Annotated in this window: 24 protein-coding genes; 12 read left to right on the forward strand and 12 right to left on the reverse strand. The window is 41.8% G+C overall.

Translation table 11 applies throughout. The features are described 5' to 3' along the window. Nucleotides 1-4: 4 nt before the first annotated feature. From MUCPA_RS15435 to MUCPA_RS15450, 4 genes are all read right to left on the reverse strand, one after another. Nucleotides 5-571, reverse strand: a complete 567-nt coding sequence (locus MUCPA_RS15435; protein ID WP_233276893.1) for an ExbD/TolR family protein — start codon at nucleotides 569-571, stop codon at nucleotides 5-7. 150 nt (nucleotides 572-721) lie between these two features. Continuing rightward, nucleotides 722-1,555 carry a MotA/TolQ/ExbB proton channel family protein gene (locus MUCPA_RS15440; RefSeq protein ID WP_008507611.1) on the reverse strand — a complete coding sequence of 278 codons (834 nt, stop codon included), beginning with the start codon at nucleotides 1,553-1,555 and terminating at the stop codon, nucleotides 722-724. Nucleotides 1,556-1,878: 323 nt separating this feature from the next. Beyond that, complete coding sequence (locus tag MUCPA_RS15445) at nucleotides 1,879-2,220, reverse strand: translation initiation factor (protein WP_008507612.1); 342 nt, start codon at nucleotides 2,218-2,220, stop codon at nucleotides 1,879-1,881. Between the two features lie 12 nt (nucleotides 2,221-2,232). Continuing rightward, entirely contained in the window at nucleotides 2,233-3,120 is an 888-nt protein-coding gene (locus MUCPA_RS15450) for a diacylglycerol/lipid kinase family protein (RefSeq protein WP_008507613.1), read from the reverse strand. 215 nt (nucleotides 3,121-3,335) lie between these two features. Here MUCPA_RS15450 and metK point away from each other — a divergent pair, with 215 nt between their 5' ends. The 6 genes from metK to MUCPA_RS39565 all read left to right on the forward strand — a co-directional run bounded on the left by metK (nucleotide 3,336) and on the right by MUCPA_RS39565 (nucleotide 10,500). Next, the gene (gene metK / locus MUCPA_RS15455) at nucleotides 3,336-4,586 is read left to right on the forward strand and encodes a methionine adenosyltransferase (RefSeq protein ID WP_008507614.1); all 1,251 of its coding nucleotides are present in this window, start codon (nucleotides 3,336-3,338) and stop codon (nucleotides 4,584-4,586) included. A 218-nt stretch (nucleotides 4,587-4,804) separates the two neighbouring features. Beyond that, nucleotides 4,805-7,498: a M16 family metallopeptidase gene (locus MUCPA_RS15460; protein ID WP_169316179.1), complete on the forward strand. Its 2,694-nt coding sequence runs from the start codon at nucleotides 4,805-4,807 to the stop codon at nucleotides 7,496-7,498. Nucleotides 7,499-7,534: 36 nt separating this feature from the next. Continuing rightward, on the forward strand, nucleotides 7,535-8,098 hold the full coding sequence (locus MUCPA_RS15465; RefSeq protein ID WP_008507616.1) for an NUDIX domain-containing protein: 564 nt from the start codon (nucleotides 7,535-7,537) through the stop codon (nucleotides 8,096-8,098). Nucleotides 8,099-8,130: 32 nt separating this feature from the next. Then, nucleotides 8,131-8,868 carry a lysophospholipid acyltransferase family protein gene (locus MUCPA_RS15470; protein WP_008507617.1) on the forward strand — a complete coding sequence of 246 codons (738 nt, stop codon included), beginning with the start codon at nucleotides 8,131-8,133 and terminating at the stop codon, nucleotides 8,866-8,868. A gap of 190 nt (nucleotides 8,869-9,058) precedes the next feature. Beyond that, a complete protein-coding gene (locus tag MUCPA_RS15475; protein WP_394330562.1) occupies nucleotides 9,059-10,237 on the forward strand; it encodes a L,D-transpeptidase scaffold domain-containing protein in 1,179 nt (392 codons plus the stop codon). Further along, nucleotides 10,225-10,500: a hypothetical protein gene (locus MUCPA_RS39565; protein ID WP_394330563.1), complete on the forward strand. Its 276-nt coding sequence runs from the start codon at nucleotides 10,225-10,227 to the stop codon at nucleotides 10,498-10,500. The genes MUCPA_RS15475 and MUCPA_RS39565 overlap by 13 nt, the downstream gene beginning before the upstream one ends. Before the next feature lie 4 nt (nucleotides 10,501-10,504). Here MUCPA_RS39565 and MUCPA_RS15480 read toward each other — a convergent pair whose 3' ends face one another. The 3 genes from MUCPA_RS15480 to MUCPA_RS15490 form a co-directional block, all read right to left on the reverse strand. Next, the gene (locus MUCPA_RS15480; protein ID WP_008507619.1) at nucleotides 10,505-11,302 is read right to left on the reverse strand and encodes a murein L,D-transpeptidase catalytic domain family protein; all 798 of its coding nucleotides are present in this window, start codon (nucleotides 11,300-11,302) and stop codon (nucleotides 10,505-10,507) included. A gap of 323 nt (nucleotides 11,303-11,625) precedes the next feature. Beyond that, on the reverse strand, nucleotides 11,626-12,354 hold the full coding sequence (locus MUCPA_RS15485; protein WP_008507620.1) for a LytR/AlgR family response regulator transcription factor: 729 nt from the start codon (nucleotides 12,352-12,354) through the stop codon (nucleotides 11,626-11,628). A gap of 1 nt (nucleotide 12,355) precedes the next feature. Next, nucleotides 12,356-13,378, reverse strand: a complete 1,023-nt coding sequence (locus tag MUCPA_RS15490) for a sensor histidine kinase (protein ID WP_008507621.1) — start codon at nucleotides 13,376-13,378, stop codon at nucleotides 12,356-12,358. A gap of 284 nt (nucleotides 13,379-13,662) precedes the next feature. Between MUCPA_RS15490 and MUCPA_RS15495 the strand changes: the two genes are divergently transcribed. The 3 genes from MUCPA_RS15495 to MUCPA_RS15505 are packed head-to-tail and all read left to right on the forward strand — an operon-like array spanning nucleotide 13,663 to nucleotide 15,568. Beyond that, entirely contained in the window at nucleotides 13,663-13,875 is a 213-nt protein-coding gene (locus MUCPA_RS15495) for a hypothetical protein (RefSeq protein WP_008507622.1), read from the forward strand. Further along, complete coding sequence (locus tag MUCPA_RS15500; protein WP_008507623.1) at nucleotides 13,869-14,768, forward strand: ABC transporter ATP-binding protein; 900 nt, start codon at nucleotides 13,869-13,871, stop codon at nucleotides 14,766-14,768. The genes MUCPA_RS15495 and MUCPA_RS15500 overlap by 7 nt, the downstream gene beginning before the upstream one ends. Next, nucleotides 14,768-15,568: an ABC transporter permease gene (locus MUCPA_RS15505; protein WP_008507624.1), complete on the forward strand. Its 801-nt coding sequence runs from the start codon at nucleotides 14,768-14,770 to the stop codon at nucleotides 15,566-15,568. Before MUCPA_RS15500 ends, MUCPA_RS15505 begins: the two co-directional genes overlap by 1 nt. Nucleotides 15,569-15,581: 13 nt before the next feature. Here MUCPA_RS15505 and MUCPA_RS36150 read toward each other — a convergent pair whose 3' ends face one another. Next, the gene (locus MUCPA_RS36150; protein ID WP_008507625.1) at nucleotides 15,582-17,783 is read right to left on the reverse strand and encodes an ATP-binding protein; all 2,202 of its coding nucleotides are present in this window, start codon (nucleotides 17,781-17,783) and stop codon (nucleotides 15,582-15,584) included. Nucleotides 17,784-17,971: 188 nt separating this feature from the next. Between MUCPA_RS36150 and MUCPA_RS15515 the strand changes: the two genes are divergently transcribed. Continuing rightward, nucleotides 17,972-18,928, forward strand: a complete 957-nt coding sequence (locus tag MUCPA_RS15515; RefSeq protein ID WP_008507626.1) for a helix-turn-helix transcriptional regulator — start codon at nucleotides 17,972-17,974, stop codon at nucleotides 18,926-18,928. 96 nt (nucleotides 18,929-19,024) lie between these two features. Here MUCPA_RS15515 and MUCPA_RS15520 read toward each other — a convergent pair whose 3' ends face one another. Further along, nucleotides 19,025-19,936 (reverse strand): hypothetical protein, encoded by a 912-nt coding sequence (locus MUCPA_RS15520; RefSeq protein ID WP_008507627.1) that lies wholly within the window; start codon nucleotides 19,934-19,936, stop codon nucleotides 19,025-19,027. A 359-nt stretch (nucleotides 19,937-20,295) separates the two neighbouring features. On the opposite strand from MUCPA_RS15520, the gene MUCPA_RS15525 reads away from it, so the two are divergent. Next, nucleotides 20,296-21,828, forward strand: coding sequence for a glycoside hydrolase family 10 protein (locus MUCPA_RS15525; RefSeq protein ID WP_008507630.1), 1,533 nt, complete (start codon nucleotides 20,296-20,298; stop codon nucleotides 21,826-21,828). Nucleotides 21,829-21,837: 9 nt separating this feature from the next. Here MUCPA_RS15525 and MUCPA_RS15530 read toward each other — a convergent pair whose 3' ends face one another. The 3 genes from MUCPA_RS15530 to MUCPA_RS15540 are packed head-to-tail and all read right to left on the reverse strand — an operon-like array spanning nucleotide 21,838 to nucleotide 25,348. Then, the gene (locus tag MUCPA_RS15530) at nucleotides 21,838-22,590 is read right to left on the reverse strand and encodes an SDR family NAD(P)-dependent oxidoreductase (protein ID WP_008507631.1); all 753 of its coding nucleotides are present in this window, start codon (nucleotides 22,588-22,590) and stop codon (nucleotides 21,838-21,840) included. A gap of 47 nt (nucleotides 22,591-22,637) precedes the next feature. Then, a complete protein-coding gene (locus MUCPA_RS15535) occupies nucleotides 22,638-24,251 on the reverse strand; it encodes an ATP-dependent DNA ligase (RefSeq protein WP_008507632.1) in 1,614 nt (537 codons plus the stop codon). Then, nucleotides 24,248-25,348 carry a ligase-associated DNA damage response exonuclease gene (locus MUCPA_RS15540; protein ID WP_008507633.1) on the reverse strand — a complete coding sequence of 367 codons (1,101 nt, stop codon included), beginning with the start codon at nucleotides 25,346-25,348 and terminating at the stop codon, nucleotides 24,248-24,250. Before MUCPA_RS15540 ends, MUCPA_RS15535 begins: the two co-directional genes overlap by 4 nt. A 109-nt stretch (nucleotides 25,349-25,457) precedes the next feature. Here MUCPA_RS15540 and MUCPA_RS15545 point away from each other — a divergent pair, with 109 nt between their 5' ends. Next, on the forward strand, nucleotides 25,458-26,258 hold the full coding sequence (locus MUCPA_RS15545; protein ID WP_008507637.1) for a Fic family protein: 801 nt from the start codon (nucleotides 25,458-25,460) through the stop codon (nucleotides 26,256-26,258). Nucleotides 26,259-26,337: the final 79 nt, after the last annotated feature.

Raw genomic sequence — 26,337 nt, forward strand, 5'->3', positions numbered from 1 at the left:
ATTTTTATTGTGCTCCTTTAGGCGCTGTAATTAAACTAAACTTGTTAACTTCTTGCTTTTGTAAAATCGCTATGATCCGTCCGATGGTTGGATACTCTTCTTTACTATCGCCTTTTATAGTGATACGCAAGCTTTTGTTATTTAGAGCCTTATCGGCCTCACGGGCCTTATGGATCCAGTTGTATAACTCATTACTTACAGAATCAGTAGGAATTCCGGGCGTTGGAAACGCTTTCATTTTTTCCGGTTCCAAATTCAGGTAAGTTTTCAACTGACCCATAGGAATTCCAAAAGTTGGCAAAGAAACAAATACCGCCTTTTCTTGTGGCGTAAAAGTGATATTATATTGCTTGCCCATTTCCTCTAAAATTGAAGCGCGAATGTTAACGCCCTCAACTCCAAAGAAAACTTTACCGCTACCTACTGTTATTGTGGCTATATTGTCTTCAGGCAATACAACTGTTTTAGAGTACGAAGGTATAGCCACAGGAACCGGATCTTCCGCTTTAAACTTGGCTGTCATGATGAAAAAGGTCAGCAATAGAAATGCAACATCGCACATGGCGGTCATATCTGTCACTGTGCTTTTTCGGGCTATCTTAACTCTGGGCATATTTAATTTTTAAATATCTTAATAAATATCAATTGCTACAGCAATGCATCAATTGAACCAGTTTTTAAACCGCGTTAAAACTTTTGCTGTTAATATAAACAGAAAGTATTAACGAACAACGTTCTTGTGTGATGCTGCAAATGTTTGCACGATGCTGAAACCAGTTTCGTCAATTGCATAAGTCAACTTGTCAATTTTAGATGTAAAGATGTTGTACATTACAATTGATATCGCTGAAGTACTGATACCTAAGAACGTGTTGATCAAAGCTTCAGAGATGTGTGAAGAAAGCTCAGACGCGTTAGGAGCACCAGCGGCACCCATGGTACGGAACGCACCAATCATACCCAATACTGTACCTAATAAGCCCATCAGCGTACCTAATGAAACCAATGTAGCAATAATGGTTAAGTTTTGCTCTAACATCGGCATTTCTAACGAAGTAGCTTCTTCGATATCTTTTTGAATAGCCAAAGTTTTTTGATCAACATCCAGGGCCGGCTCAAGTTCCATTTCGCGGTATTTTTTCAAACCTGATTTGATTACGTTAGCTACTGAACCTTTTTGTTTATCGCACTCTGCGCTTGCAGCGTCAATATTACCTGCATTTAAGAATGATTGTACTTTTTTAACGAAAGAATCTACACTACCGGTACCAGAAGCTTTACCGATAACAACAAGCCTTTCGATTGAAAAGGTAATTACCATTAATAAACAGCTTAAAATGATAGGTACAATGAAACCTCCTTTGTGAACCAATCCGAAAACGTCAACTGCTTCATTTGCCGGATCACCACCTTTATAGTGGCTGCTGTTTCCTAAGATGAAAATGTATACTAATATGCTTATACCGATACAGATAGGTATAGCCAGTGAGGAAAACATGCCCGATGCACTTGAGCTTTCTTTTTTAACGGTAGTTGGTTTTGGTGCGTTTGCCATTACTTTAAAATTTTAATTTTAGTTTTTAGTTTTATAAATATAAGTTAATTAAATGTGCTGCTTGGCCCGGATAGCAAATTTATAATTTAAATGCGTTAAAAAAACACTTTTTGCTATTCTTTATAATAAATTAATATTAATTACTCTTTATCTTAATTGGTGAATTAAAAACGTATTTAAATAAAAAAATTGCCCTTACTGAGACAATTTTTTACAATAGAAACCAATTTTTTTTACAATCGCAAGATTGATTTGAAAAAAAATTGTAACTAAAACAATTCTATTACGTCTAAGGCTGATATTTATTGTATTAAGGTGTTAAACTATCCGCCTGCTTTTTTGGCTTTATAGCCTTCGGCTTGCAAAAGCAACAAAATTTTATCCCTAAAGTCGCCTTGTATTAAAATCTCGCCATCTTTAACTGAGCCCCCTACACCACATTTCGACTTTAATTTTTTACCAAGCGCTTCAAGATCCTCCAGGGCGCCAATAAAGTCTGCTATCCGGGTTACCACCTTTCCGCCGCCTTTCCGGTCGAGATAAATTTTGATATTTTGCTGCCTGGGTGACTGAGTTTCGGCTTCCCCTCCATTATCATACTGATATTGAAAGTCGGGATCGGTTGAATACATGATACCCGAAATGTTTTTATTCTTTTTAGACATTATGATAGGTAACTACATTTTATAATTATTGCCAACAATAACTTTCAACGAATGTGGAATCACTTTTATTTCGGCCTCCTTACCCAGCATTTGCGGTTCGCCGTCTAAATGTACAGGCCCGGCTTCTTTTCGTTCTATTTTAATATGCTTTCCGCGGATAATCTCTACATAGCTCGAGCTCTCTGAGGTTTTGGTTAACATCCGCACCCCCATCTCCGGAAGCCGGTATACAGGGAACGGCTTGATAATACAAACATCGATAAGCCCGTCGTGCAGTGATGCACGGGGAGAGATATGTGCATTGTTACCATACTGGGACGAATTAGCGAAACTAAGCATAAAAGCTTCCCGATTGTATACCTTACCGTCGATATCGATATGGTAGGATTGTGATTTATATTTCGAGATCTCCTGTACGGACGACTTAAAATACGACCTAAACCCCCTGGTTCTACCATGCGAAAATACTTCGCTGATGTGGGCGTCAAAACCCATGCCGGCCATGTTAAAGAACCACTGATCATTGATCTTACAGCTGTCTATCTGCGCAACGCGACCGGTATTGATATTCTTTATAGCATCGGCAGTATCCAAAGGGATATTTAAAAACCGGGCGAGCCCGTTACCCGAGCCAAGCGGAATAATAGCCAGCACCTTATCGGTGCCCGCTATGGCCGAAGCTGTTTCATTAACGGTTCCATCGCCTCCAACAGCAACAATCAAATCGAATGATTTTGCACCCTCTTTTGATATTGCTGAGATCGGATTATCCAAAGTACTATAGGCGATCTCGTAATCAAACAATGCGCCGTCGAGATGCTTTTTTATAAGGTCTGGTACCTTATCTTTCGTTTTTCCGCCCGAAACCGGGTTTATAATAAATAATGCTTTCCTTTTCAACTATTTTATGCTTTCAACCGATCAAAAGTAGTTGTATTTTCTGCTTTTATAAAATTGTTTTAACTTCGCCGAACGAAAGTGGATTGATTTGAAAATGCTCTGGTAATCAGGGCCGGATTGCAACCACGTAAAAAAGTGCTAAACCCCGCTTCTTTTTTTACTCCAATCCTATCTGAAAGCCATTTTTGCTGTCTATTATACTAAATTTTCATTGTATGTCATACCTATTTACTTCAGAGTCGGTATCAGAAGGCCATCCTGATAAAGTTGCCGATCAAATATCCGACGCATTAATTGACAATTTCCTGGCATTTGATCCAGAATCTAAAGTAGCATGTGAAACATTAGTTACCACCGGGCAGGTAATTTTAGCCGGCGAGGTGAAATCAAAAACTTACCTGGATGTGCAAAAAATAGCCCGCGATGTAATTAACAAAATTGGCTATACCAAAGCCGAATATATGTTCGACGGAAGTTCTTGCGGTGTATTATCGGCTATTCATGAGCAATCTCCGGATATCAACCAGGGTGTTGACCGCCAATCCAAAGAAGAACAGGGGGCTGGCGACCAGGGCATGATGTTTGGCTACGCTACAGTTGAAACCGATAATTATATGCCGCTGGCGTTAGATATTGCTCACGCGATATTGATCACCCTGGCCGAGATACGCCGTGAAAATACCCAGGTAACCTATTTACGGCCCGACGCAAAATCGCAGGTTACGCTCGAGTACGATGATAATAACCAGCCTGTGCGCATTGATGCCATTGTGGTTTCAACCCAACATGATGATTTTGACGATGAGAAAATCATGCTGGAGCAGATCCGAAAAGACATTATCAGCATCTTAATTCCGCGCGTTAAAAGCAAATATCCTAAATACGAGCACTTTTTTAACGACGATATTAAATACCACATTAACCCAACCGGAAAGTTTGTGATAGGAGGCCCCCACGGTGATACTGGCTTAACCGGCCGGAAAATTATTGTGGATACCTACGGCGGCAAAGGCGCCCATGGTGGTGGCGCTTTTTCTGGTAAAGATCCATCCAAGGTTGACCGCTCCGCGGCGTATGCTACCCGCCACATTGCTAAAAATTTAGTAGCCGCCGGCGTTTGCGATGAGGTTCTGGTACAAGTATCATACGCCATTGGCGTGGCACAGCCGATGGGCATTTACGTAAATACCTATGGAACTGCCAAAGTTAAATTAACCGACGGCCAAATTGCCCAAAAGGTTGAGGCGATATTTGACATGACGCCCTACGCAATTGAAACACGTTTTAAGCTTCGTAACCCCATTTATTTAGAAACTGCCGCTTACGGGCACTTTGGTAAACCTCACCAAACGGTTAGTAAAACCTTTACTTTACCCGATGGTACTGCCAAAACAATGGAGGTTGAATTATTTACCTGGGAAAAGCTGGACTATACTGATAAGGTTAAAGCCGCATTCGGTATTTAACTTCTATAAACATGCTATCGAGCTTCCGTGATCACGGGAGCTTTTTTTATGTCCCATTGCTGCCATTTGGTACTGGTATTTTTTTAAACTTGGCTTAATATAAATCATGTAAATTGTGAATACATTTATACTAATAAGTGATCTACAATTACATGCCAAACCTAACCAAACTCAAGCACATATGTTTTGTGTTGCTCTCTTTTTTATCGGGAGCCGCCATGGCCCAATACGAAAATCCTCTTCCGGTTGATCCTAATGTAAAAGTGGGTAAGCTGCCTAATGGCTTTACTTATTATGTACGTAAAAATGTGGAGCCTAAAAACCGTGCTATTTTATATTTGGCAACCAAAATAGGCTCTGTTTTGGAGGATGATAATCAACGGGGGGTGGCTCACTTTGTTGAACACATGGGCTTTGACGGAACAACCCATTATCCCAAAAACGAATTAATTAATTACCTGCAAAAAGCTGGCGTACGCTTTGGCGCCGACATAAATGCCTTCACCAGTTTTGACGAAACAGTTTACCAATTGCCCATACCCACAGACGATCCGTCGATTTTAAGCAACGGCATTCAAATTATCAGGGATTGGGCACAGGAGGCCACGCTGGATCCGGCGGAGATTGACAAAGAACGGAATGTTATATTAGAGGAAAAGCGACTGAGAAGCGGCAGTGGAGAGAGGATTAACGGCAAGATATATCCGTTAGTTTTAAACAACTCAAGGTATGGCAAACGCATGCCCATTGGTACAGAGGATGTACTAACCGCTGTTAAGCCTGAAACAATTAAACAATTTTACCACGATTGGTACCGGCCAGACCTGGAAGCCATTATTGCCGTAGGCGATTTTGATGTAGATAAAATTGTACAAACCATTAAAGACAAATTTAGCGATCTTAAAAACCCTGAAAACGAAAAGGAAAGAACAGTATATCATGTATCGCTTACAGACGGCCATCAGTTTGGAGTAATAACAGATCAAGAGCATCGCGGAACTTCTGCCGAAATATTATTGAAGCGCCAGGCTACGGTTATGCGTACCGAAGCCGATTACATCAACAATATTACACTATCGATGTTTAACATATTGATTCAAAGCCGCTATCGCGAATTAAAAATCTCCGGCAATCCAGAAATTGCAAACACCTCGGCAGGGGTAAAATTATATCCCGGCGGCATCAACGTTTATGATGCACACGTCGGCACGGTGCCACAAAACCTTGAAGCGAGTTTAAAAAGCATCTGGCGCGAATCCGTTAAGGCAGCTAAGTTCGGTTTTACACATGATGAATTTGTTAAAGCCTACAGAACCTTTTACGGATCGAAAACCTACGCTTATCAGCATCGCGACAAAATCACATCGGCGACTTATGTTAATCAATATTTAAACAATTTTTTGAGAGGCGATGCTATTCCGGGCGAATGGGAGGATATGAAACTAACCGAATACCTGTTACCCAAAATCAGTTTACTGAGTGTCGATCAATTTTGTAATCAATATATTTCAAGCTCCAACAGGGATATTATCATTTTGGGGGCAGAAAAAGATAAGGATGAACTGCCGGATATGCAAACCGTGGAAGGCTGGTTAAACGATGTATTAAAAGAAGATATTGCAGTGCCAACAGATGCTGATGTTAAAAACCAACCGTTGATAGCCAAAAAACCGTCTAAAAGCAAAATCACATCTCAAAAATTGATAGACGGTATTCACGTTACAGAGCTTGTTCTGAGCAACGGCTTAAAAGTAGCTATTAAGCCAACCCACTTTGAAAATAGTTTGATCCGCTTTACATCATTTGGCATTGGCGGTACTGATCCGTATGATCAGGGTACCGACCGTTTATCAGCTGTAACCTCGGCAGCAATTATCAAAGCCGGGGGCTTAGGCGACTTTACGGCTACGCAGCTGAAACAATTTCTCGAAAATCATCAGGTCATAGTTAGCCCCTACATCGATAGATACTTTGAGGGTATTGCCGGCACTTGTACTACCCGAAACCTGGAAATTGCGTTACAAATGATTAACCAGTACTTTACCAATCCGCGTAAAGACTCATTGGCCTATAACACTTATTTAAATAAACTTAAAACAGCCGCTGCTAACCGCAGCCCAGATAACGATTCAGTGGCGAAGGGCCGCAACTTAAATGAGATCAGCTTAAACCGGGTGTATGATATTTATAAAGAGCGCTTTTGCAATGCCGCCGATTTCACTTTTGTTTTTGTTGGCGATCTGGATGTTAAGGATATTGTCCCTTTATTAGAACGCTATTTGGGTTCATTGCCATCAACCAGCCATCCGGACAATTATGCAACCGTAAAACCCGCGCCATTTATCCGGAAATCAAAAATCACTTACTCCGGCATCGAGCCAAAGGCCAATGTAACCCTGCGCTTTTTGGGAAATTATAACTACAGCAATGAAAACAACACCCAACTACAGGCACTAACCGAGGTACTTAAAATACGCCTGGTTGAACGCCTTCGCTTGCAGGAAAGGGCAATTTATCATACAGATGTGTATTATAACATAACTACCGTACCCAACAGCCGGTTTACATTTACAATTAATTTTGTTTGCGCCCCCCAGAATGTGGAGAAACTAAGCATGGACGCTTTAGATGAGATTACTCAGATTAAAAATACTGGCCCGGATGCGGTTAATGTTGAAAAGTACAAGGCTGCCCGGAAACGTTTAATGGAAACTCAGCTCAACAATAACACCTTTTGGCTCAATTACCTTTCTCAACAATACGTTAATCAAGCGGATGCGACCGAAGTGCTCAACTATGCAGCAATGGCAGACCAGGTTACGCCCGAAAGCATCAAAACATGGGCTAACAAATATTTAACAACCGAAAACTATGAGCGCAGGCTGGTTTTACCGGAAACAGCTAAAAAATAATTTTTTTTAACGTTCCCTATTCGCCTATTTTGCACCATGCATAATCCCGAAGAAAATCCCTGGAAAATCACTTCCGAAAGCGCTATTTATGATAACCCCTGGATTAATGTAACGGAATACCAGGTGCTTAATCCTGCTGGCAATCCGGGTATTTACGGAAAGATTCACTTTAAAAACCTGGCCATTGGCGTTTTACCGCTCGACGATGAACTGAACACCTACCTGGTAGGCCAATACCGTTTCCCGCTTAACCAATATAGCTGGGAGATGCCCGAAGGGGGCGGGGCTTTTGATGCCACTCCTTTGGCGTCCGCACAACGGGAGCTTTTAGAAGAAACCGGCTTAAAGGCTAACAAATGGACCGAAATACAACGCATGCATCTTTCAAATTCTGTATCTGATGAATTGAGTATTTTGTACCTGGCCCAGCATCTGGAGCAATTTGAACCGGAACCTGAAGAAACAGAGCAACTGGTGATCAAAAAATTACCTTTTGAGGAGTTGTATCAAATGGTGTGTAGCGGCCTGGTAACAGATTCAATGACGGTAGCTGCCGTTTTAAAAGTAAAGATTATGCTGATGGAGAATATGCTTTTTTAATTTGTGTTGAGGAAATACTAATTTTACCCCCGATGAACAAATTTTTTGGATACCTGCTAACTCCTGGTTATTACCTGTTTTTTTGGTTTTGGCTGGGCATATTTCATCCTACCCAATGGCTGGCCTACAATATAGGCGGCTATAAGGCCCATAAAGCAGTTGTTGACCTGATGAACTTTTTTTTGGTAGCCACCTGCTATTTATTGGGTAACAGGGTAACCTTTACTAATGTGCAAACGCTGCCAACCAACCGACCCATTATTTTTTTGGCCAACCATCAAAGTATGTATGATATCCCGCCAATTATCTGGTTTCTAAGGAAGCACCATGCTAAATTTATTTCAAAAATTGAACTTACCAAAGGTATCCCTTCCATATCGTATAATTTAAGGCACGGTGGTGGCGCCAATATCGACAGGAAGGATACCAAACAATCCATTATGGAGATTGTAAAACTGGCCAACCGCATGACGGAAAACAACTGGTCGGCCGTAATTTTCCCGGAAGGCACCCGAGCCAAAGATGGTAAGGCCAAAACTTTCCAGGTAGGCGGCGTAGCCACTATATTAAAAAAATGTCCGCAGGCTTTACTGGTTCCTTTGGCTATTGATAATTCGTGGCGTATGGTGCAGTACGGCTTTTTTCCGTTAAGCGCTTTAGAGCATATTACACTTAAAGTATTGCCACCAATTGAGCCCGGCAACACGCCGGTTGAACAATTGGTATTAAAAGCAGAAATGGATATTAAACGAGCTTTAGGTCAGGCCTGATAGCTCAATATTTCCCCTGAGGCTATAACATTTTCTTTTAAATTACATTAATGGTATAATGATTGCTTTAAGCAGGTATATCTGCTTAAATATGCTATCCCCTAAAAAATCAATACTGTTATTTTCGGCTGTTATGGGCCTTTCCATTGTATTTACATTACAAAGTTGTAAGAAAAAGAGCCGCTCAGATATGGGCAAGGCCCTCTTCGCAACAACCAATAATAAGGTTTTTAAAGATATTACACCCGAGGGATTCTCGGCTGTATTTCAAAAAAAACTTATTGATCAAAAAGCCAGGCTAACCAACCCTAAAATTATTGTAGCTTATTATGAGCAGCATGACTATGATCCGGTTTTGATCATGGAGCATTTAGATAAACAGGACTTGAAGGTTTTGCCTAAGTATCTGCAAAAATCAAACGAGCATGGCCTGGACCCCAAAATGTTCCAAACCGAAAAATTAAAAGCGATGCTTGCTAAGCTGTACGACAAAAACGGTATCAAAACCATCGACGAAGCCTACCAGGATATGGCTGAGTTGGAACTAACCATGGCTAACTCGCTTATCAACTATTCAAACGCCCTACAGTTTGGCGTAATGAATCCGCGACGTATTTATGCCAATTATTATACCCAAACCAAGCGGCCCGACAGTATATCAATGAGCCACGTTTTTGAAGTTAAAAGCTTTAAAACTTTTTTAGACAGTATTCAACCTAAGGACCCCCAATACCTTGCTCTGCAAAAAGCATTGGTGGGAACTACTGCCGCACCGGGCATGTCGGCAGAAGAAACTCAGCGTGCCATATTGGTTAACCTGGAACGCTTACGCTGGAAAAACAAACCTTCTGAAAGCAAATATGTGTTAGTGAACATCCCTGATTATCAATTAAACTTTATGGACAATGGCAAATCTATCTTGAATATGAAGGTTTGTGTAGGCGAAGGCCGCAATAAAGACCACAGCCACAACCTGGTTGAGTATGATGACAGCTATCAGATAGACAGGCCTTTTTCCCGTGAAACACCCCAGTTAAACAGCATGATTTATGTTGCCGAAGTAAACCCCGTATGGAATATTCCGCAAAGCATTGCCAGCAAAGAAATTATAGTAGAGGCCGCAAAGGACCCCTATTACTTATCAAATAAAAATATTGTAGTATACAAAGGTGGCCAAGAGGTAGAAGACCCTGAAACCATCAAATGGGCGACATTATCAGAAAATGAAAAGGCATCGTACTCTTTTAAACAAAAACCCGGCGACGACAATTCATTAGGCAAAATTAAGTTTTTGTTTAAAAATTCTACCAATGTTTACCTCACGATACTCCGGCCAAGCAGGCATTTGCTAAACCGATGCGGGCGGTAAGCCATGGTTGTGTGCGTTTAGAAAAACCACTTGATTTTGCGCATGCCCTGTTTGGCGACAGCGCTAAATATAAAACGATAGAAAAATGTATAGTTGAAGATAACCCGGAACCAACAAGTTTATCGCTCAATAACAAGGTGCCGGTTTACATTACCTATTTTACCTGCTGGAGTGATGATAGCGGAACGTTACAATTCCGGAAAGATATTTATGGACTGGATATTGTGCTATATGCCCACCTGCAAAAATTTTTATCGGCTTAAGTGACTATAACACCCTTCTTTCCAACGATTCTTCGTTATCCTGGAAAGCAATACGCGCCGCCTGATCAGGATTAAGATACCTTGAATTGTAGTTATCAACATTACCATTAACAAACAAAACGTTTTTGCCTTTAATGATATTGATAATACGATCGGCCACCAGCGGAGAAACCGCCGGACAGCCCTGGCTGCGCCCCAAGCGCCCTAATGCCTTGATGGAACCCGGGCCAACATATTCTGCGGCGTGCAAAACAATATCACGCTCGTTGGCCCGGTCGTTAAAACCTTCGTCCATGCCGTTAAGCCTTAACGAACGCCCGTGTTTACCCATGTAAACATTATCTGTAACATAAAAACCAATGCTGCTTTCAAAAGAGTCTACATCGTTAGAGAAACGGCATGCCATATCATCACCGCTCCGTTGCCCATGCGCCACCCAGGTATTCAACAACAGTTTCTTACTGAGCAGATCAACTATCCACATCCGTTTGGTACAACTCGACTTCGCCAGATCAACAATGGTGATCACAGAACTGTTAGCCGACAGTTTATTGGCCATTTTTAGATTATAATACCCGGTAATGGCCTTTTTAAACACAGCAGCATCTAAACCAACTGATTGTAAACTGGCAATTTGATAAATGTTATCAACATACTGATTAAACAGCTGGCTGGATAAAGAAAGAGAGGAATTGGATGTTGAATCTTTAAAGGATAGATTTTCTGATTTGTAAACCGGGCTGGTTAAAGCTAATGAAAAAACAAACAAAGCACACGGAACCCACAACAATGTTTTTCTCATACTCAAAAAAATAGTTTTAATTATTAATTAGTTTTATGTCGTTATACGAAAGTGATAAACTAAATGTTTCGATGCAATATATCGCTTAATATTAATTGAAATTATAAATTGTTTTCTTTTAGGTAATTTTGATCTTGGTAATCATAACGGTCATCGTAAAATTTTATTTTACGATAGGCCAATATTTCGTTTCCTGAAAGTGTCGGGTGTCACGTTTTTTTCAATATAAAAAACAAACCCGGCCAAATTAATGAACCGGTGAGGCAAAATATTGTACAAAAATTGATAAGGAAGTGTTGGCAATCAATGATGCCAATCAAAAATTAAATATTTTTAGCATCAATGATTTTAAAAAACTGATCGCGGTAAGTATCGCCTACCGGAATGATCTTGTCTTTAATCCAGATGCGGCTGCGCTCTATGCTGTCAATTTTATTTAGGGCTACTATGTACGATTTATGCACGCGTATAAAATGCTTCTCGGGTAGCGCCTCTTCCATCTTCTTCATAATCTGTAACGTAATGATGCGTTCGGTAGATGTGAAAATAGAAATATAATCCTTTAATCCTTCAATAAACAAAATGTCGTGCAGGTAAACTTTTTGAATTTTATGCTCAGTTTTAACAAAAATAAAATCTGTTAATATATCTTGCTTCGGTGCCTCTTCCTTTGCCACAACCGCAGGTGCCGTTAACGGGCTGATAATGGTTTGAGCTTTTTGTACCGATTTATAAAACCTATCGAATGCGATAGGCTTCAAAAGATAATCAACCACATCTAATTCATAACCCTCAAGGGCATATTGCGAATAGGCGGTAGTTAAAATAACCTTTACCTTGCCGTTGGCAATCTTTAAAAATTGTATCCCGGTTAATTCTGGCATTTGCACATCCAGAAAAACCAGATCAACCTCGCCATTTTGAACCAGCGAAAGTGCTTCTATGGGATTTGTTGTTGATTTAACTAAGGTTAAAAACGGAATTTTACTGATATAATCTTCCAGAATATGTAAGGCCAAGGGCTCATCGTCAACTACCAAACATCTGATCATGCTATAAATCTAAGGATAATTCACTGGTATAAACTTCTTCCCCATCATCTATCTTTAATTGGTATCTCCCCGGATATAACAGATCGAGCCTGCGTTTCACATTGTTAAGGCCAATACCACCACCGGAATCCTTGTTAAACCGGTGCTTTTTATTTTCCATTTTAAAGTATAAATGATGAGGTTCAACATCCATTTTAATATGTATCGGCGTCGCCGGATCATTAGCTACACCATGCTTAAACGCATTTTCGATAAACGAGATCAGTAGGAGCGGTACAATCTGCTGGTTATTGATGATGCCGTTCACATTAAAATCAACAAAGGCTTTATTGCCGTAGCGTATCTTTTGCAGGCCAATATAATTCTCCAGGTATAGCAGCTCCTTACTTAAATCAACCCGGTTATCATTGCACTCATACAGCATGTAGCGCATAATTTCCGAGAGTTTTAGTATAGCATCAGGCGTAGTTTCTGATCGCTGGTAGGCCAGCGAGTAAATACTGTTTAAGGAGTTAAATAAAAAGTGGGGGTTAATTTGCGATTTTAAAAAAGCCAGTTCGGCGCTAAGGCGTTGGTTTTCCAGGTCGCGTTGTATCCTTTCGTTCAAAAACCAGTCTAATGTAAATTTAAGCACCGTGCTCAGAAACACAAAAACTAAACTGGTAAAAAAGGCGCTGATATAGTAATGGCCAAAACTGGTAACCTCATGCAGATTACCCTTGTTGCGAATCAAAATATAGTCTTTAAATATCAGTGCCACCCCATACTTAATAAAGCCGAGCACCAGCATAAAAATAAGTATGGTTATATTATATCTCAGATATTTCTTCTGGTTTAAATACCAGGGAATAAACAACAGGAAGTTAACGTAAAACAGACCGATGTTAATCAGGCCGTAAACAACAAAGATCACAATTAAGCCTCCTACGCTTATTTTAGTATTGGAGTGGGTAATAAATACAAAAAAAGCAATCATGCTTACCCAAAAAAACACATGCCAGAAAACTTGCCAAATCTTTTTCATTTAATCAATCATCGGGGCCTAAACAACTATCACAACATATTGCAATCTGGTTTGATTGATTATACCGCCATAGTTATTCATCTAATGTAAAAAAATAACGAGAAGTCCTTTTTCTATTTAGATATACTATCCGTTTTTAACGATGAATGGCGAATTTGCGCCGACAAACCATTCCTCTCCATTATTACCCGTTCATCTATAATTACTGTGTGTTGGTCTAAATGATTTTGGCTGCATCAACATTTGCCGTTCATTTGTATCATCAAATCAAAACAATACCTGTCATGAAAAAAATAATTACCAACACCAATCCATTCATATTATTATTGCTGCCTGTACTATTCGCCATGGCTATGGGAGTGAGCTACCAGGTAAAACAAAAAACTAACGAATTGCAAAAAGCCGCGTATTCAGGCAAACAAGCAACCTCACTATTCAATAAAAGTATAACTTTGTTTAAAGCGGTATGCTCCGTTAACAAACAAAGTGTATGGTAATCAGTACCAACCAGCTCTCCTTTAACTATGGCGATCAGCAAGTCGTCAAATCCATATCACTACAGGTACCTCAAGGAAGCATTTATGGTTTCCTTGGGCCAAATGGTGCGGGTAAAACAACTACCATTAAATTGTTGCTTAACCTGTTGCACCCCCAAAACGGCACGGTACAAATTTTTGAAAAAGACCTGCAATCCAACCGGATAGAAATTCTTTCGCAAACAGGCTCGCTGATAGAGCAGCCGGCCATTTACAATCACCTCACCGGTAAAGAAAATCTTTGCAATCGGGCAATGCTATTACAAGTTGCGGTATCCCGTATTGACGAAATGCTGGAACTTGTACAACTAAAACAAGCAGCCAATAAAAAGGCCGGGCAATACTCGTTGGGGATGAAACAACGCCTCGGCATTGCGCTCGCGCTCCTCTCTGATCCTAAACTGATCATCCTGGACGAACCTACGAACGGCTTAGACCCTAACGGCATTATCGAGATAAGGCGCTTGTTGATGAAATTGGTACACGAGCAGGGCAAAACCGTTTTTGTTTCGAGCCATTTACTGGCCGAGATTGAAAGGATGGCCACCCACGTTGGCATTATCAATCATGGCAGTATGGTTTTCCAGGGAAGTATTGAGGAGCTGCAGGCATTAAGCAAGCCCCTCATCCATATTGAATTGAACGACAGCGCCGATGCCGCCAACCTGCTGAATAGAGAGGGGTTTACGGTGGGCGACGTGCAGGAAGGCAATATCTTCGTCCCCTATACATCCAAGGAAGAAATGGGTAAAATAAACACCTTGCTCAATCAAAATGGCTACACGGTTTACGCCATAGGTAAGGTACAAAAGGACCTTGAAAATTTATTTTTATCAATTACCCAAAACACCTGATGATGAAAGGATTTATATTATCGGTACGATCTGAGTTTTATAAAAGCCGTAAAACTTTGGGTTTTTGGTGTTCCATTTTGCTGCCCTTATTAATTTGCCTGCTAATTTTTATGGGCTTTTTAACTCATAGCGAAAAAGCATCCGGCTTACCCGGGCAATTTTTATGGATGATGTATGCCAACAGCATTTTAAACATTATGGGCTTATTGCTATTGCCCATATATGTTATATTCGTAGCCTACTCTGTGAATAGCATTGAGCATAAGGCGGATACCTGGAAAACTTTATTCTCATTACCGATATCCAAATGGTCTGTATACTCAGCCAAGTACTTTTTTGCATTATTTTTGGTTTTCCTGTGCTTGTTGCTATTTTTTCTTTTTACCATCGCAAGCGGCAATTTGCTTAACACCTTAAAACCAGAACTCAAGTTTAACGAGTTTCATATGGAAAGTTTTTTAGGGCAGGTATATTTCAAATTATTTTTATCCTCGTTAGGCATCCTATCCATTCAATTTTTACTGAGCCTGGTTTGGTCTGATTTTTTAAAACCTATGGGGATAGGCTTTATAGGTACTATTTCGGCCATTATCATGGTAACCACTGGGTGGCAGTATGGTTACCTGGTGCCTTATGCACACCCACTATTGGCTATCAAGGGTTTACTGCAACGCCAGGGACCGGGGCAACCGGTGCTAAGTGTTGACTTGTTCACCCAGGAAATATACGTCAGTTTGGCTGTAGCCCTCGTCTTTTTTATAGCTGGGTTTTTTATAGTACAAAAAAAGAGCGTAAAGTAGGCTTGAACCATCCTTAGCTTGAGGTGGCCAGCAAAGCTTCGTATAGTTTATTTATTTCGATAGGTTTGGTTAAAAACCCGTTAAAATAATCCTTATACTCTTCTTTATGTTTGGCTGTAATATCGGCTGTTAATGCAAATATAGGTGAGTTGGCATTGCAGCCTTTATGGTCCCTGATGCTTCGGGTAGCTTCAAAACCATCCATTTCGGGCATATGGATATCCATCAAAATAAAATCGAAATCTTTTAGGCGCGCCTTCTCAACGGCTTGCAAGCCGTTAGTGGCGTGTTCGGTTTTCATTTTCCAGTTCGAGAGCAGCTTCATGGCTACCATAGCATTAATCATATTATCTTCGGCCAGCAAAACTGTTTTATCCTTTAACTGGTCGGCATGCATGATGGCCATCTTAACCGGAGTGCTTGACTTTTTGAGGTTCAATTCAAAATAAAACACAGAACCAGTACCCGGCACACTGCTTACGCGGATGGTACTACCATGTAGTTCAACCAATTTTTTTACGATAGCCAGGCCCAGGCCCGAGCCGCCCTGTTTCCGGGTGGTGATTGTTTGGGGTTGCGAAAAACTATCAAAAATCAATTCAAGATGCCCCTTCGCAATTCCGGTGCCGGTATCCTTAATCTCAAACAGCAAGCAGTCGGTTTCTTCTGTTGTGCTCAATTTTGTGATATTGATATCAATATGCCCCGCATCAGTAAATTTAATAGCATTAGTAATCAGGTTGCTTATAATCTGCGACAGTTTAGTTTCATCCAGATGGTAAGATTGGGCAACATCCGGATCAATATTTAAAAACAGCCCTATTCCTTTTTCCTTCGCCAGGTTCTCATAAGTATTTTTGATGTTTTCGAGCAACACTTTAAAATTGCCGGGTCGCATTTCAAGGTTGGATTTGCCGGTGTCCAGCTTGGTAAAATCCAGAATATCATTAATGATCAGCAATAAATTGTTTGCGGCAAATTTGAGCGAATCAACAAATTGCTTCTCCTTTTTTTTCACTTTACCTCCAAGTAACGCTGCAATAGTGATTACCGCATTTAGCGGTGTGCGTATTTCGTGGCTCATGGTTGATAAAAACTCCTGCTTCACCTGTGCCGCCTGCTCAGCTCTGTTCTTTTTGTCAATAATATCCGCCCTTTCAACCTGCGCTTTCGCCTGCTGTTCAAGAGTTTCCATTTTTGTTATCAGCTCATAATTCTCTATAACCTTTAATGTTTGTGTATTAATTACCGCTTCTTTATGCTCCAGATAGCGCTCAAGATACTCAAGCGCCTTACCCTGGTTGTTTTCAAGCTTGTATGCCTGGTAAAAAAGGTAGTTACACTTAATTTTAATAATCACAATATTATACGCTTCGCTTACCTGCAGGCCTTGGGCTAAACTAATTTTTGCCTTATCCAAAGCTCCATGCTGTATGTACATAGCCCCTAATTTGCAATATGCCATACCGAGCCCCAGCCGTTCGCCCATCTCCTGATGGATGGCGACGGCTTTTTCAAAGTCGCGTTCAGCCTCTTTAAATCGTTTTAAATACGTATATACTTTAGCCCGGCCATAGATGGAAAACGCAAGCCCGCGGATATCGCCGGTTTGCTCCTTCATTCTGATGGAAAGCTCTATAATTTCAAGTGCCTTTTTCGCGTTTTTTTGTTTAAGATACACTCCCGACAGTGGATTATAAGCGTTGGATTCCAGGTTGCTGTCTTCCGCTATACGGGCGGTTTGCACCGCCGACTCATATGATTTAATGGCATTTTTTTCATCACCAAAATACTCGTAGATAGTACCCAATGATTTTTCTACCCGGGCCTGGTTATGATAGTCGTTGTATTTACGATAGGTTGCCAAACAATCAATCAGGTAAATAAGGCCCAGGTGAAAATTGTCGGTTTTATAAAAAATACCCGCTATATTATATTTAGCATCGGCTATACCTTTATCGTCTTTTAAATCTTCAAAATATTTAATTGCCTCTTCAGACATGCTGAGCGATTTATCGTACTCGCCTTGTATCATCTTAAACAATGCCAGCCTGTTCAGGCATCTCCCTATAAGTTCCTTATTTTGAAGTTTGTGGCTCAACAATAAAGCTTTTTCGGCAAGTACCTTGCTTTGCGTTAAATTGCTGGTACGGCACGCGTACGCATCATCCAGCAGCGAATTAATCTGCTTATGGATATCTTCGGTTGAAGCCATATAATAAATTTTATCAGGTTTAATATACTATTAAAAATTGGCTAAGCAAATGATATTTATATAGTTATATAAATATCAAATTTGGTTTCGAATTTAAAAATTCACATTGTTATATATACACCTAACCTGTTGGATTATTAAATGTTTTAAATGAGGCCGCTTTGTTATATTATTAAGAACTTTAACTCATGAACCGGATAGACCGTATTGCCGCTATACTGATACAGTTACAATCGCGCAGGATAATCAAAGCCCAGGATATTGCCAACAGGTTTGGCATCAGCTTGCGAACAGTTTACCGCGATGTAAAAACATTAGAAGAAGCAGGGATACCTATTATTGGTGAAGCCGGTGTGGGATACTCAATTATGGAAGGCTACCGGCTACCGCCTGTGATGTTTACACGCGAAGAAGCTATTGCTTTTTTAACAGCCGAAAAACTGGTTGAACAGTTAACCGATTCTGCCAACAGCACCAATTACCGGTCGGCCATGTACAAGATAAAAGCTGTATTGCGCACAACTGAAAAGGATTTGATTGAAAACATGGATACCCATATTGAGGTATTAAAAGGCAGGCGACAGGGCAGCTCCAACCCCGACCTTATCCAGCCCCTGCTGAAAAGTATTGCCGACAAGAGAGTGATCCGCATGGCCTATTTTGCCTACCACCGCCAGCAAAAAACCGAGCGCCACGTGGAGCCGGTGGGCGTATTTTATTTGGAGGGATTTTGGCACCTGATAGCTTTTTGCCGTTTACGAAACGATTTTAGGGATTTCAGGCTTGACCGCATATCGGGCATCGATTTAACTAACGAAACGTTCAAACAGGAACATCCTCCCCTAAAGGAGTATCTTAAAAAAATGTACGAAGGCAGAGACCTGCACGAAGTAGTGATCCGGGTGGATAAAAAAGTCGCGCCCTATTTAACCGACCAGAAATATTACAATGGGTATATTTCTGAACAGCAGATTGACAACCGGGTGGAGATGGTTTTTCTTAGCTCTTCGCTTGAAGGCTTTGCCCGCTGGTACATGATGTATGGCGATATGGCAAGCATTGTTAAGCCTGCTACATTAATTGAGCGGGTAAAAAACATTGCCGACAATATTGCTGCCCAGGTATCTCAAACAGTTACAGTTTAAAATTCAATGCTATCACAAAAAAAAGCCTTACATCAAATTGATAATACAATTTTGATGTAAGGCATCGCATACCACTGTGGGGTACTAATAAAATTCTTATTTTAAAGTAAAGCTACCCTTACCCATGGTATAACCGTCGGAATAGAGTAGAACCGTATAAGCGCCTTTTTGGAACGATCCGGGGTTAACCCAGTCAATACTGTAACCGCTGCCGTCGTCTTTGAAATCAATAGCGGCTTTAAAAGTATATTGAAAATTCTGCCCATCGGCCTGAAAATTGCCCGAGTCATCCTGGGTGATCAGATTTCCGGTGGGGTCAATTAAACGCACAAAAACATCGTGCATGCGTTTTTCGGCTACTGGATTACCCGGGATAGTAAAATCTATCTTAATTTTTTTTGTTACGGCTGCACGGTTTTTCTCAACTTCCTTTCCGCTTGATTTTACCTTTAAGGGGGTAATGTTAATACTGCCTATTTTTAATGCAGAAGCAATTTGCACCTTGCTGTTCAAATCTTCGTTTTGTTTTTGAAGAGTTGTTGCTTTTTGGCTTACAGTAGTCAGGTTATTTTTTAAAGTATCCCTTTCAGTAGTTAACGATTCGTTTTGTTTTTTTAGCTCCTCAATATCGGCAGTATACTTGGTAACAAAGTAGCGCAATTGTTTAACATCTTCCTGAGCTTTGGCCAGTTCAGCAACAGTTAACTTGCCCTTATCAAGCTGCCTTCTTAATTCCTGGATCTTAACCTTAAGCGAATCGTTTTTGGCCTGTAACTCGGCCGACATTTTCGTCTTACCGGCGTTAACCTGTTCTATTTGTGTTTCAAGGCTATCCAATTCGGTTTGCAGCCTCGTTTTTTCATCGTTTTGATAAACTATCTTTACTTCGTCGTTGTTTTTCTTCAAATACAGGTAAACATCAGTCCCCAATAAGGCTACAACAACTACTATTAAAAAGTAAATAACGTTCGAGTTTCTTTTAGGTGCGCTATCTGTTTTGTTTTCCATACTCTATATAATTTAAGTTGTGGTTAAGGCTAAAACGTATTAAATTAAAAAATGGTGTATTGATTGTAATGTTTCCTTTACGATAAAGCCTCTAAGATATATTTTTATAAGTCTTTTTTTAAATTAAAAAATTGCGCCGGCCATATTTTGAAATATATCGCGCAAAAAAACACCGCCCCATGGTGTAAAAATGCACTTGCAAATAATCATTACAAAAAAACTGCAGCTTTGTTTGGTAGTGATGTATGATACTGATTTACATTAACCATTGTTTAAAAACATTCATTAAAACTACGGGGCAATAATAAACCTGCTTTACTAACAGTTTAATATCTTTGCGGCTTTAAATTTAATACCTGATGGGTTTGTCAAAAAAAATGCTCTTCCTTGTTTTCTGTTCTTTCATTCAATTTTTGCAGGCATCAGCACAGGTTAAACCTGATCCTAAAAGAGAGTTCAGAGGCGTTTGGATAGCAACGGTAACTAACATCGACTGGCCCAGCAGCAGTTCATCATCATCATCTACCCAGATCAGAGAATTAACAGACATTTTAGATTCGCACCAAAAAACAGGTATCAACGCGGTCATGTTCCAGGTTCGCCCGGCGGCCGATGCTTTATACGCCAAAAGCCATGAGCCCTGGTCGCAATGGCTAACCGGGGTGCAAGGTAAGGCGCCCAACCCTCTTTACGACCCCTTGGAGATAGCTATTAACGAAGCACATAAACGGGGGATGGAACTGCATGCCTGGCTTAACCCCTACCGGGCAACCTTTTCGCCCGGTAGCAGCGTAGCACCCAACAGCATTGTTAATCAAAAACCGGAATGGTTTTTTACCTATGGCGGGCAAAAAATTTTCAATCCGGGTTTGCCCGAAGTGCGTGAGTATATTTTAAAGATTGTGTTGGATGTGGTTGATAACTACGACATAGATGGCATCCACATGGATGATTATTTTTACCCTTACCCCATTCACGGGCAAAAAATAAACGATGCTGACGCCTATAAAAAATACGGCGCTAAATTTGATAACATTGACGACTGGCGCCGAAACAACGTTGATGTGATGATCAAGATGCTTAACGACAGCATTCACGACCATAAACCTTATTTAAAATTTGGGGTTAGCCCGATAGGGATCTGGAAAAACATAAGGCAAGATCCGCATGGCTCGGAAACCAACGGAATTTCAACCTATTCGGAGTTATATGCAGATACCCGGAAATGGATAAAATCGGGCTGGGTTGATTACATGAACCCACAGATTTACTGGAACCTGGGCCACAAACTGGCTGCCTTTGAAAAAGTGGTTGACTGGTGGAGCGATAATGCCTATGGCAGGCATTTGTACATAGGGCAGGCACCTTATCGTATTATTGAAAATACGAGCGCTGCTTTCAGGCTCCGAACGCAGCTGCCGGATCAAATTAAATATATCCGCAAAAATACCAGGGTACAGGGCAGTGTATTCTTCAGTTCAAAATCGGTAACCAAAAACCCACTGGGCTTTGCCGATTCGTTAAAACAAACTTATTACAGGCACCCGGCATTACCTCCACCCATGCTCTGGCTTGATTCTATATCGCCTAACCCACCTTTAAAATTGGCGGTTAAACTAAAGCCGAAATCGGTTATACTCACCTGGGAAGAGCCCGACTTAGCTAAAGACGAGGAAGAAGTTTACGGCTATGTTGTTTACCGCTTTAACGAAGGGGAGAAAATAAACGTTGACGACCCTAAATACATCCTCCGCATTTTATACAGCGACGAAACCAGCTTTGAGGATACCGCTATTGAAAGAGGGAAAACTTATCAGTACGTAGTTACCGCTATTGACAGGTTGAAGAACGAGAGCTACCCATCAACAGCGGCAACGGCCAATACCAAATAATGGTTATTGTTAACTATTCATCACTGCGCCGCAATTGATATCAATGGATTGCCCGGTAATTGACCGTTGGCGGATGAGGTATTCAACCAGGTCGGCAATTTCTTCGGGCTGGCTCATTCTCCGTAGGGGTACGCTCTGCATAGCGATTTCGTAAAACTCATCCTTGGTCATTCCAATTCCGTCGGCAATCCCCTGCAAACCCTCTTGCGACATTTCGGTATCTACCCATCCAGGGCAAATGGCATTCACCAGGATATTCTCGGGTGCAAATTGCACCGCCCACGAGCGCATCAAACCCAATAGGCCCGCTTTTGAAGCGCAATAAGCCGAATAATTGGCAACGCCTAACCGGGCCAGCACAGATGATGTGATAATGATCTGCTTTTCTTCGCCGGTATTGATCAATTGTGGCAAAAACGTATTCACAAAATTATAGGTACCGGTTAGGTTAGTGGCAATAATGTCGTCCCACCTGTCGGCCTCGCCCCAGTAATTCTCGCCCCCGATGCCTGCGTTGGCAACCAGTCCGTTAATTACCAAACCACCTATCTGTTGGGCCGCTTCCACTAAACTTTCTTTATTACGGATGTCGGCTACCAATATTTGATGGTCGCTCCCCTTTAGTTCAGCAAGTGTTTGCTGTAAGGCCGGCTTGTTGCGCCCTAATAAAATACAATTGTGGCCCTGTTCAGCTAATTTTTGAGCTATTGCCTTGCCAATGCCGCTGCCGGCACCACTAATGATATATGTTTTTGATGCCATTTTTATTTCTGCTTGTATAAAATCCCGAATATAAATAATAGAACCAGCTATCCCAATAATGCCTTCAGGGTTTCTAAAGTATCGGCTTCTTCCATTGGCTTATCGGTGCGCCAGCGTAATATCCGTGGAAAGCGCAGCGCTATACCCGATTTATGCCGCGTTGATTTATTAATCCCCTCAAAGCCTATCTCAAAAACCAGTTGAGGCTTTACGGTACGCACCGGGCCAAATTTTTCAAGCGTATTGCGCTTTACAAAATTGTCTACCTTACGTATTTCTTCGTCGGTTAAACCCGAATAAGCCTTGGCAAAGGGCACCAGCTTATCGCCATCCCAAACGGCAAAAGTATAATCGGTATACAAATCGGCCCTGCGCCCATGTCCCTTCTGTGCGTAAATCATCACCGCGTCTATGGATAGTGGGTCTATCTTCCACTTCCACCAGTCGCCCCGCCTTCTGCCCACCTGGTAGTGAGCACTTTTACGCTTCAGCATAATACCCTCGGCAATCCTGCTCCGGGATTGTGTCCTGATCCGCTCCAGCTCGTTCCAACTCTCAAAAGTGATGATCTCCGAGATCCGGAATATTTCAGGATGCGTGGTAGCCAACTGTAGCTCTTCCAAAATAGCCCGTCTTTCAGTTTGCATTTTGCCCCGGATATCCACGCCCTGATATTCAAGGCAATCATAGGCGATAACAGCCACCGGGCTATCCTCCAATATCTTTTTACTGAGGTTTTTTCGCCCTATCCGGGTTTGCAGCACATTAAAGGGCAGAGGCATCCCATTTTTAAAACTCAATATTTCACCATCTATTACAGTGCCTTCGGGTAAAGCATACAGAAATTGATGCAACTCCGGAAACTTATCTGTGGCCAGGTCTTCACCCCGGCTCCAGATAAAAATCTGCCCATCGCGCTTAATCATTTGCGCCCTGATGCCGTCCCACTTCCATTCGGCCTGCCATTCATCCGCATTGCCTAAAGATGCTTGCAGTTCGTCGGGCGATTTTTGCTTTTCGGATGTTTCCTGAATAGGATAGGCCAGAAAGAAAGGGTAGGGGCGTGACACATCGTCGGACGCGCCTTCAGCCTGAACCAACTGATCAAAAGTATAACTCTCCGGTTCCCACTTACCCATCATGCGGTGGGTTAGGGTTGCCGCATCGTGATTTGAAATATCGGCCAGGGCTTTGATCACTAAACTTTGCGATACCCCAACACGGAAACTACTGGTGAGCAATTTATTAAATACAAAGCGCTCCTGCGTATCCAGCATCGCCCACGAAGCCAGCAGCCATTGTTTGCGCTCCTCTTCTGTTTTGGTATTTAGGCTATTGATCTCGGCTATCCACTCGGTAAGCGTTTTATTACTGCTGTTGTTATTTTGTGGCAGCAGCAAAGCGATGGTTTCGGCCAGATCGCCAACTACCTGGTAGCTCTCTTCAAACAGCCATACCGGGATGTGGGATGCCTCCATGGCCCAGGTGCGTACAAGTGTAGCGTTAATTTGCCGTTTGGGTTTCCTGCCGGAGAAGAGCGCCAGCATGTGCATCTTATCCGTATCGGGCACCGAAAGGAGGTAATCTTTCAGGATCCTTACCTTTTCATTGGTCTTGTTGGTTTCGTCGAGCGAAAGGAAAAGTTGGGCAAAGGCTTTCATAAGGTACCGGCCTCACCCCGGCCCTCTCCAAAGGAGAGGGAGTTATGATCGTTTGTAACCGGGTCATCTGCCTGTGTGGCGGCCACAGGAGCTGTATCTTCTTCGCTTTCATCGTTGCCATACAGGGTATACACCTCGTGGGCATCGAAGCCAATTTCAGATAAATATCGCGAAAAGCTGGCTGTATAACCGTGGGTTAAGTAAACCTTTTCGCAACCGGTAGCGTCAATCGCGCTGATCAAGCCGTCCCAATCGGCATGGTCAGAGAGGACGAAGCCCCTGTCGGCCGCGCGGCGCTTTTTGGCGCCGCGGATACTCATCCATCCCGAACAATAGCCAAAATCATAAGGCTGAAAACGGCGCATCCAGGGTGATCCTACGGATGATGGCGGGGCAATAATGATCCCTTTGCGGACTTCTTCCTTAGGCGTATCTATGGTGATGCGATGTGTTGGATTGAGTTGAATGCCATTTCTGCGGAGTGCTTCGTTGGTGTTTTCGATAACGCCGTGGGTATAAACCTTGCCGATGGAGAGATCCAGGTTCTGCAAAATACGCTGAGCTTTACCCAGCGAGTAGCCCACTACCACGCTGGCGCGGCCTTCCTTTATATTGTTGCACCACCAGCTATTCATATCATCAAATATTTGCGCCTGGGGTTTCCATTTATAAACCGGCATACCAAACGTACACTCCGAAATGAAATGATGGCAGCGTACCGGCTCAAAGGGGGTAGAGATCCCATCGTCTTCTACCTTATAATCTCCGGATACCACCCATACCTCGTCCTTATAACACACCCTGATCTGGGCCGAACCTATCACATGCCCTGCCGGGAACAAAGTGATCTCCACACCGTTCTTCATTATCTTTTCGCCATATTCCACTGTTTGGAGCTGTATGTCGCCCAAGCGGTATAGCAGCACCTGCTCTGATAGCTTATGAGCCAGGTAGCGTTTGCTGCCCCAACGGGCATGGTCAGAATGGGCATGAGTAATCACAGCATCATCCACCGGCTTCCAGGGGTCGATATAAAATTTGCCCTCGGCGCAGTAAATTCCGGTATCTGTAAATTCAAGTAATGGGTTACGTGCCATGTGAATATAAATGGCCGGCACTTAGCCGGGCCATTTGATAACATTAACATTTAGTCAATGTTTTATCTGGCCAGGTATTAAAAACTATAACTAATTTTGTTTTATTAAAATGAAAGACCTGGTTAAACTGATAGCGCGATATAATGAGCTTGGCATAGCCGATGTGATAGACCATGGCCGGTTTACCCTGATCGCTATCGACCATCATTCAACCCGGCTGGAGGGATCAACCCTTACCGAGGTAGAAACACAGGTTTTAATTACTGAAGGCCGAACGCCCAATGGAAAGCCATTGGAAGAAAGCTTAATGGTGACAGACCACCATGCCGCCCTTTTATTTACCCTTTTGAACGCGAAAGAAAAAAAATCACTAACCGTTTCTTTTTTACAGCAAGTAAATGCCCTGGTGATGAAAAACACTGGCAAAATTTATCATACCATTTTTGGCGTTATCGATTCGGCAACAGGAGCATTTCGCAAGGGCAATGTTACCGCGGGTGTTTCTTACTTCCCCAATTTTGACAAAGTGGAGCGTTTAACAAGCGACTTGCTAAAAAAGGTAAATGATGAAATGCGCGCCCCTTTAACTATAGCTGAGCAAATAAACCTCTCTTTTGATGCTCATTTTAACTTGGTTAGTATACATCCTTATTACGATGGCAATGGCCGTACTTCCCGGTTACTTATGAATTATATTCAGGCTTATTACCACCTACCTTTGGCTATTGTAAAAAGCGAAAACAAAGCAGCCTATATCCAGGCTCTTGTTGATACACGTCAGCAGCAAAATATTCAAATATTTCGCGATTTTATGAGCGGTGAATATGCTTTGCTGCTTGAGCTGGAAATTGAAAAATTTGAGGAAATGAAAAATCCGTCAAAGGGGTCTGGGTTTAGTTTTCTTTTTTAACAGTCACAGCCTTGTGGATTGATACGAATTGTTAACGAAATGATTGGCTCAGCGTATTTTATTTACTTACTGCCTTCCA

It is taken from the genome of Mucilaginibacter paludis DSM 18603 (assembly GCF_000166195.2).
In the GTDB taxonomy this organism is placed as follows: domain Bacteria; phylum Bacteroidota; class Bacteroidia; order Sphingobacteriales; family Sphingobacteriaceae; genus Mucilaginibacter; species Mucilaginibacter paludis.

Excerpts from the sequence above, each read along its gene's own strand:
- MUCPA_RS15475 (WP_394330562.1), top strand. The coding sequence starts at position 9,059 with ATGGGCAAGGCCCTCTTCGCAACAACCAATAATAAGGTTTTTAAAGAT.
- MUCPA_RS15525 (WP_008507630.1), top strand. The coding sequence starts at position 20,296 with ATGGGTTTGTCAAAAAAAATGCTCTTCCTTGTTTTCTGTTCTTTCATT.
- MUCPA_RS15520 (WP_008507627.1), bottom strand. The coding sequence starts at position 19,936 with ATGGAAAACAAAACAGATAGCGCACCTAAAAGAAACTCGAACGTTATT.
- MUCPA_RS15500 (WP_008507623.1), top strand. The coding sequence starts at position 13,869 with ATGGTAATCAGTACCAACCAGCTCTCCTTTAACTATGGCGATCAGCAA.
- MUCPA_RS15435 (WP_233276893.1), bottom strand. The coding sequence starts at position 571 with ATGACCGCCATGTGCGATGTTGCATTTCTATTGCTGACCTTTTTCATC.
- MUCPA_RS15440 (WP_008507611.1), bottom strand. The coding sequence starts at position 1,555 with ATGGCAAACGCACCAAAACCAACTACCGTTAAAAAAGAAAGCTCAAGT.
- MUCPA_RS15545 (WP_008507637.1), top strand. The coding sequence starts at position 25,458 with ATGAAAGACCTGGTTAAACTGATAGCGCGATATAATGAGCTTGGCATA.
- MUCPA_RS15490 (WP_008507621.1), bottom strand. The coding sequence starts at position 13,378 with ATGAAAAAGATTTGGCAAGTTTTCTGGCATGTGTTTTTTTGGGTAAGC.
- MUCPA_RS15470 (WP_008507617.1), top strand. The coding sequence starts at position 8,131 with ATGAACAAATTTTTTGGATACCTGCTAACTCCTGGTTATTACCTGTTT.
- MUCPA_RS15515 (WP_008507626.1), top strand. The coding sequence starts at position 17,972 with ATGAACCGGATAGACCGTATTGCCGCTATACTGATACAGTTACAATCG.
- MUCPA_RS15540 (WP_008507633.1), bottom strand. The coding sequence starts at position 25,348 with ATGGCACGTAACCCATTACTTGAATTTACAGATACCGGAATTTACTGC.
- MUCPA_RS36150 (WP_008507625.1), bottom strand. The coding sequence starts at position 17,783 with ATGGCTTCAACCGAAGATATCCATAAGCAGATTAATTCGCTGCTGGAT.
- MUCPA_RS15460 (WP_169316179.1), top strand. The coding sequence starts at position 4,805 with ATGGCCCAATACGAAAATCCTCTTCCGGTTGATCCTAATGTAAAAGTG.
- MUCPA_RS39565 (WP_394330563.1), top strand. The coding sequence starts at position 10,225 with ATGCGGGCGGTAAGCCATGGTTGTGTGCGTTTAGAAAAACCACTTGAT.
- MUCPA_RS15530 (WP_008507631.1), bottom strand. The coding sequence starts at position 22,590 with ATGGCATCAAAAACATATATCATTAGTGGTGCCGGCAGCGGCATTGGC.
- MUCPA_RS15505 (WP_008507624.1), top strand. The coding sequence starts at position 14,768 with ATGATGAAAGGATTTATATTATCGGTACGATCTGAGTTTTATAAAAGC.
- metK (WP_008507614.1), top strand. The coding sequence starts at position 3,336 with ATGTCATACCTATTTACTTCAGAGTCGGTATCAGAAGGCCATCCTGAT.
- MUCPA_RS15535 (WP_008507632.1), bottom strand. The coding sequence starts at position 24,251 with ATGAAAGCCTTTGCCCAACTTTTCCTTTCGCTCGACGAAACCAACAAG.
- MUCPA_RS15480 (WP_008507619.1), bottom strand. The coding sequence starts at position 11,302 with ATGAGAAAAACATTGTTGTGGGTTCCGTGTGCTTTGTTTGTTTTTTCA.
- MUCPA_RS15485 (WP_008507620.1), bottom strand. The coding sequence starts at position 12,354 with ATGATCAGATGTTTGGTAGTTGACGATGAGCCCTTGGCCTTACATATT.
- MUCPA_RS15495 (WP_008507622.1), top strand. The coding sequence starts at position 13,663 with ATGAAAAAAATAATTACCAACACCAATCCATTCATATTATTATTGCTG.
- MUCPA_RS15445 (WP_008507612.1), bottom strand. The coding sequence starts at position 2,220 with ATGTCTAAAAAGAATAAAAACATTTCGGGTATCATGTATTCAACCGAT.
- MUCPA_RS15465 (WP_008507616.1), top strand. The coding sequence starts at position 7,535 with ATGCATAATCCCGAAGAAAATCCCTGGAAAATCACTTCCGAAAGCGCT.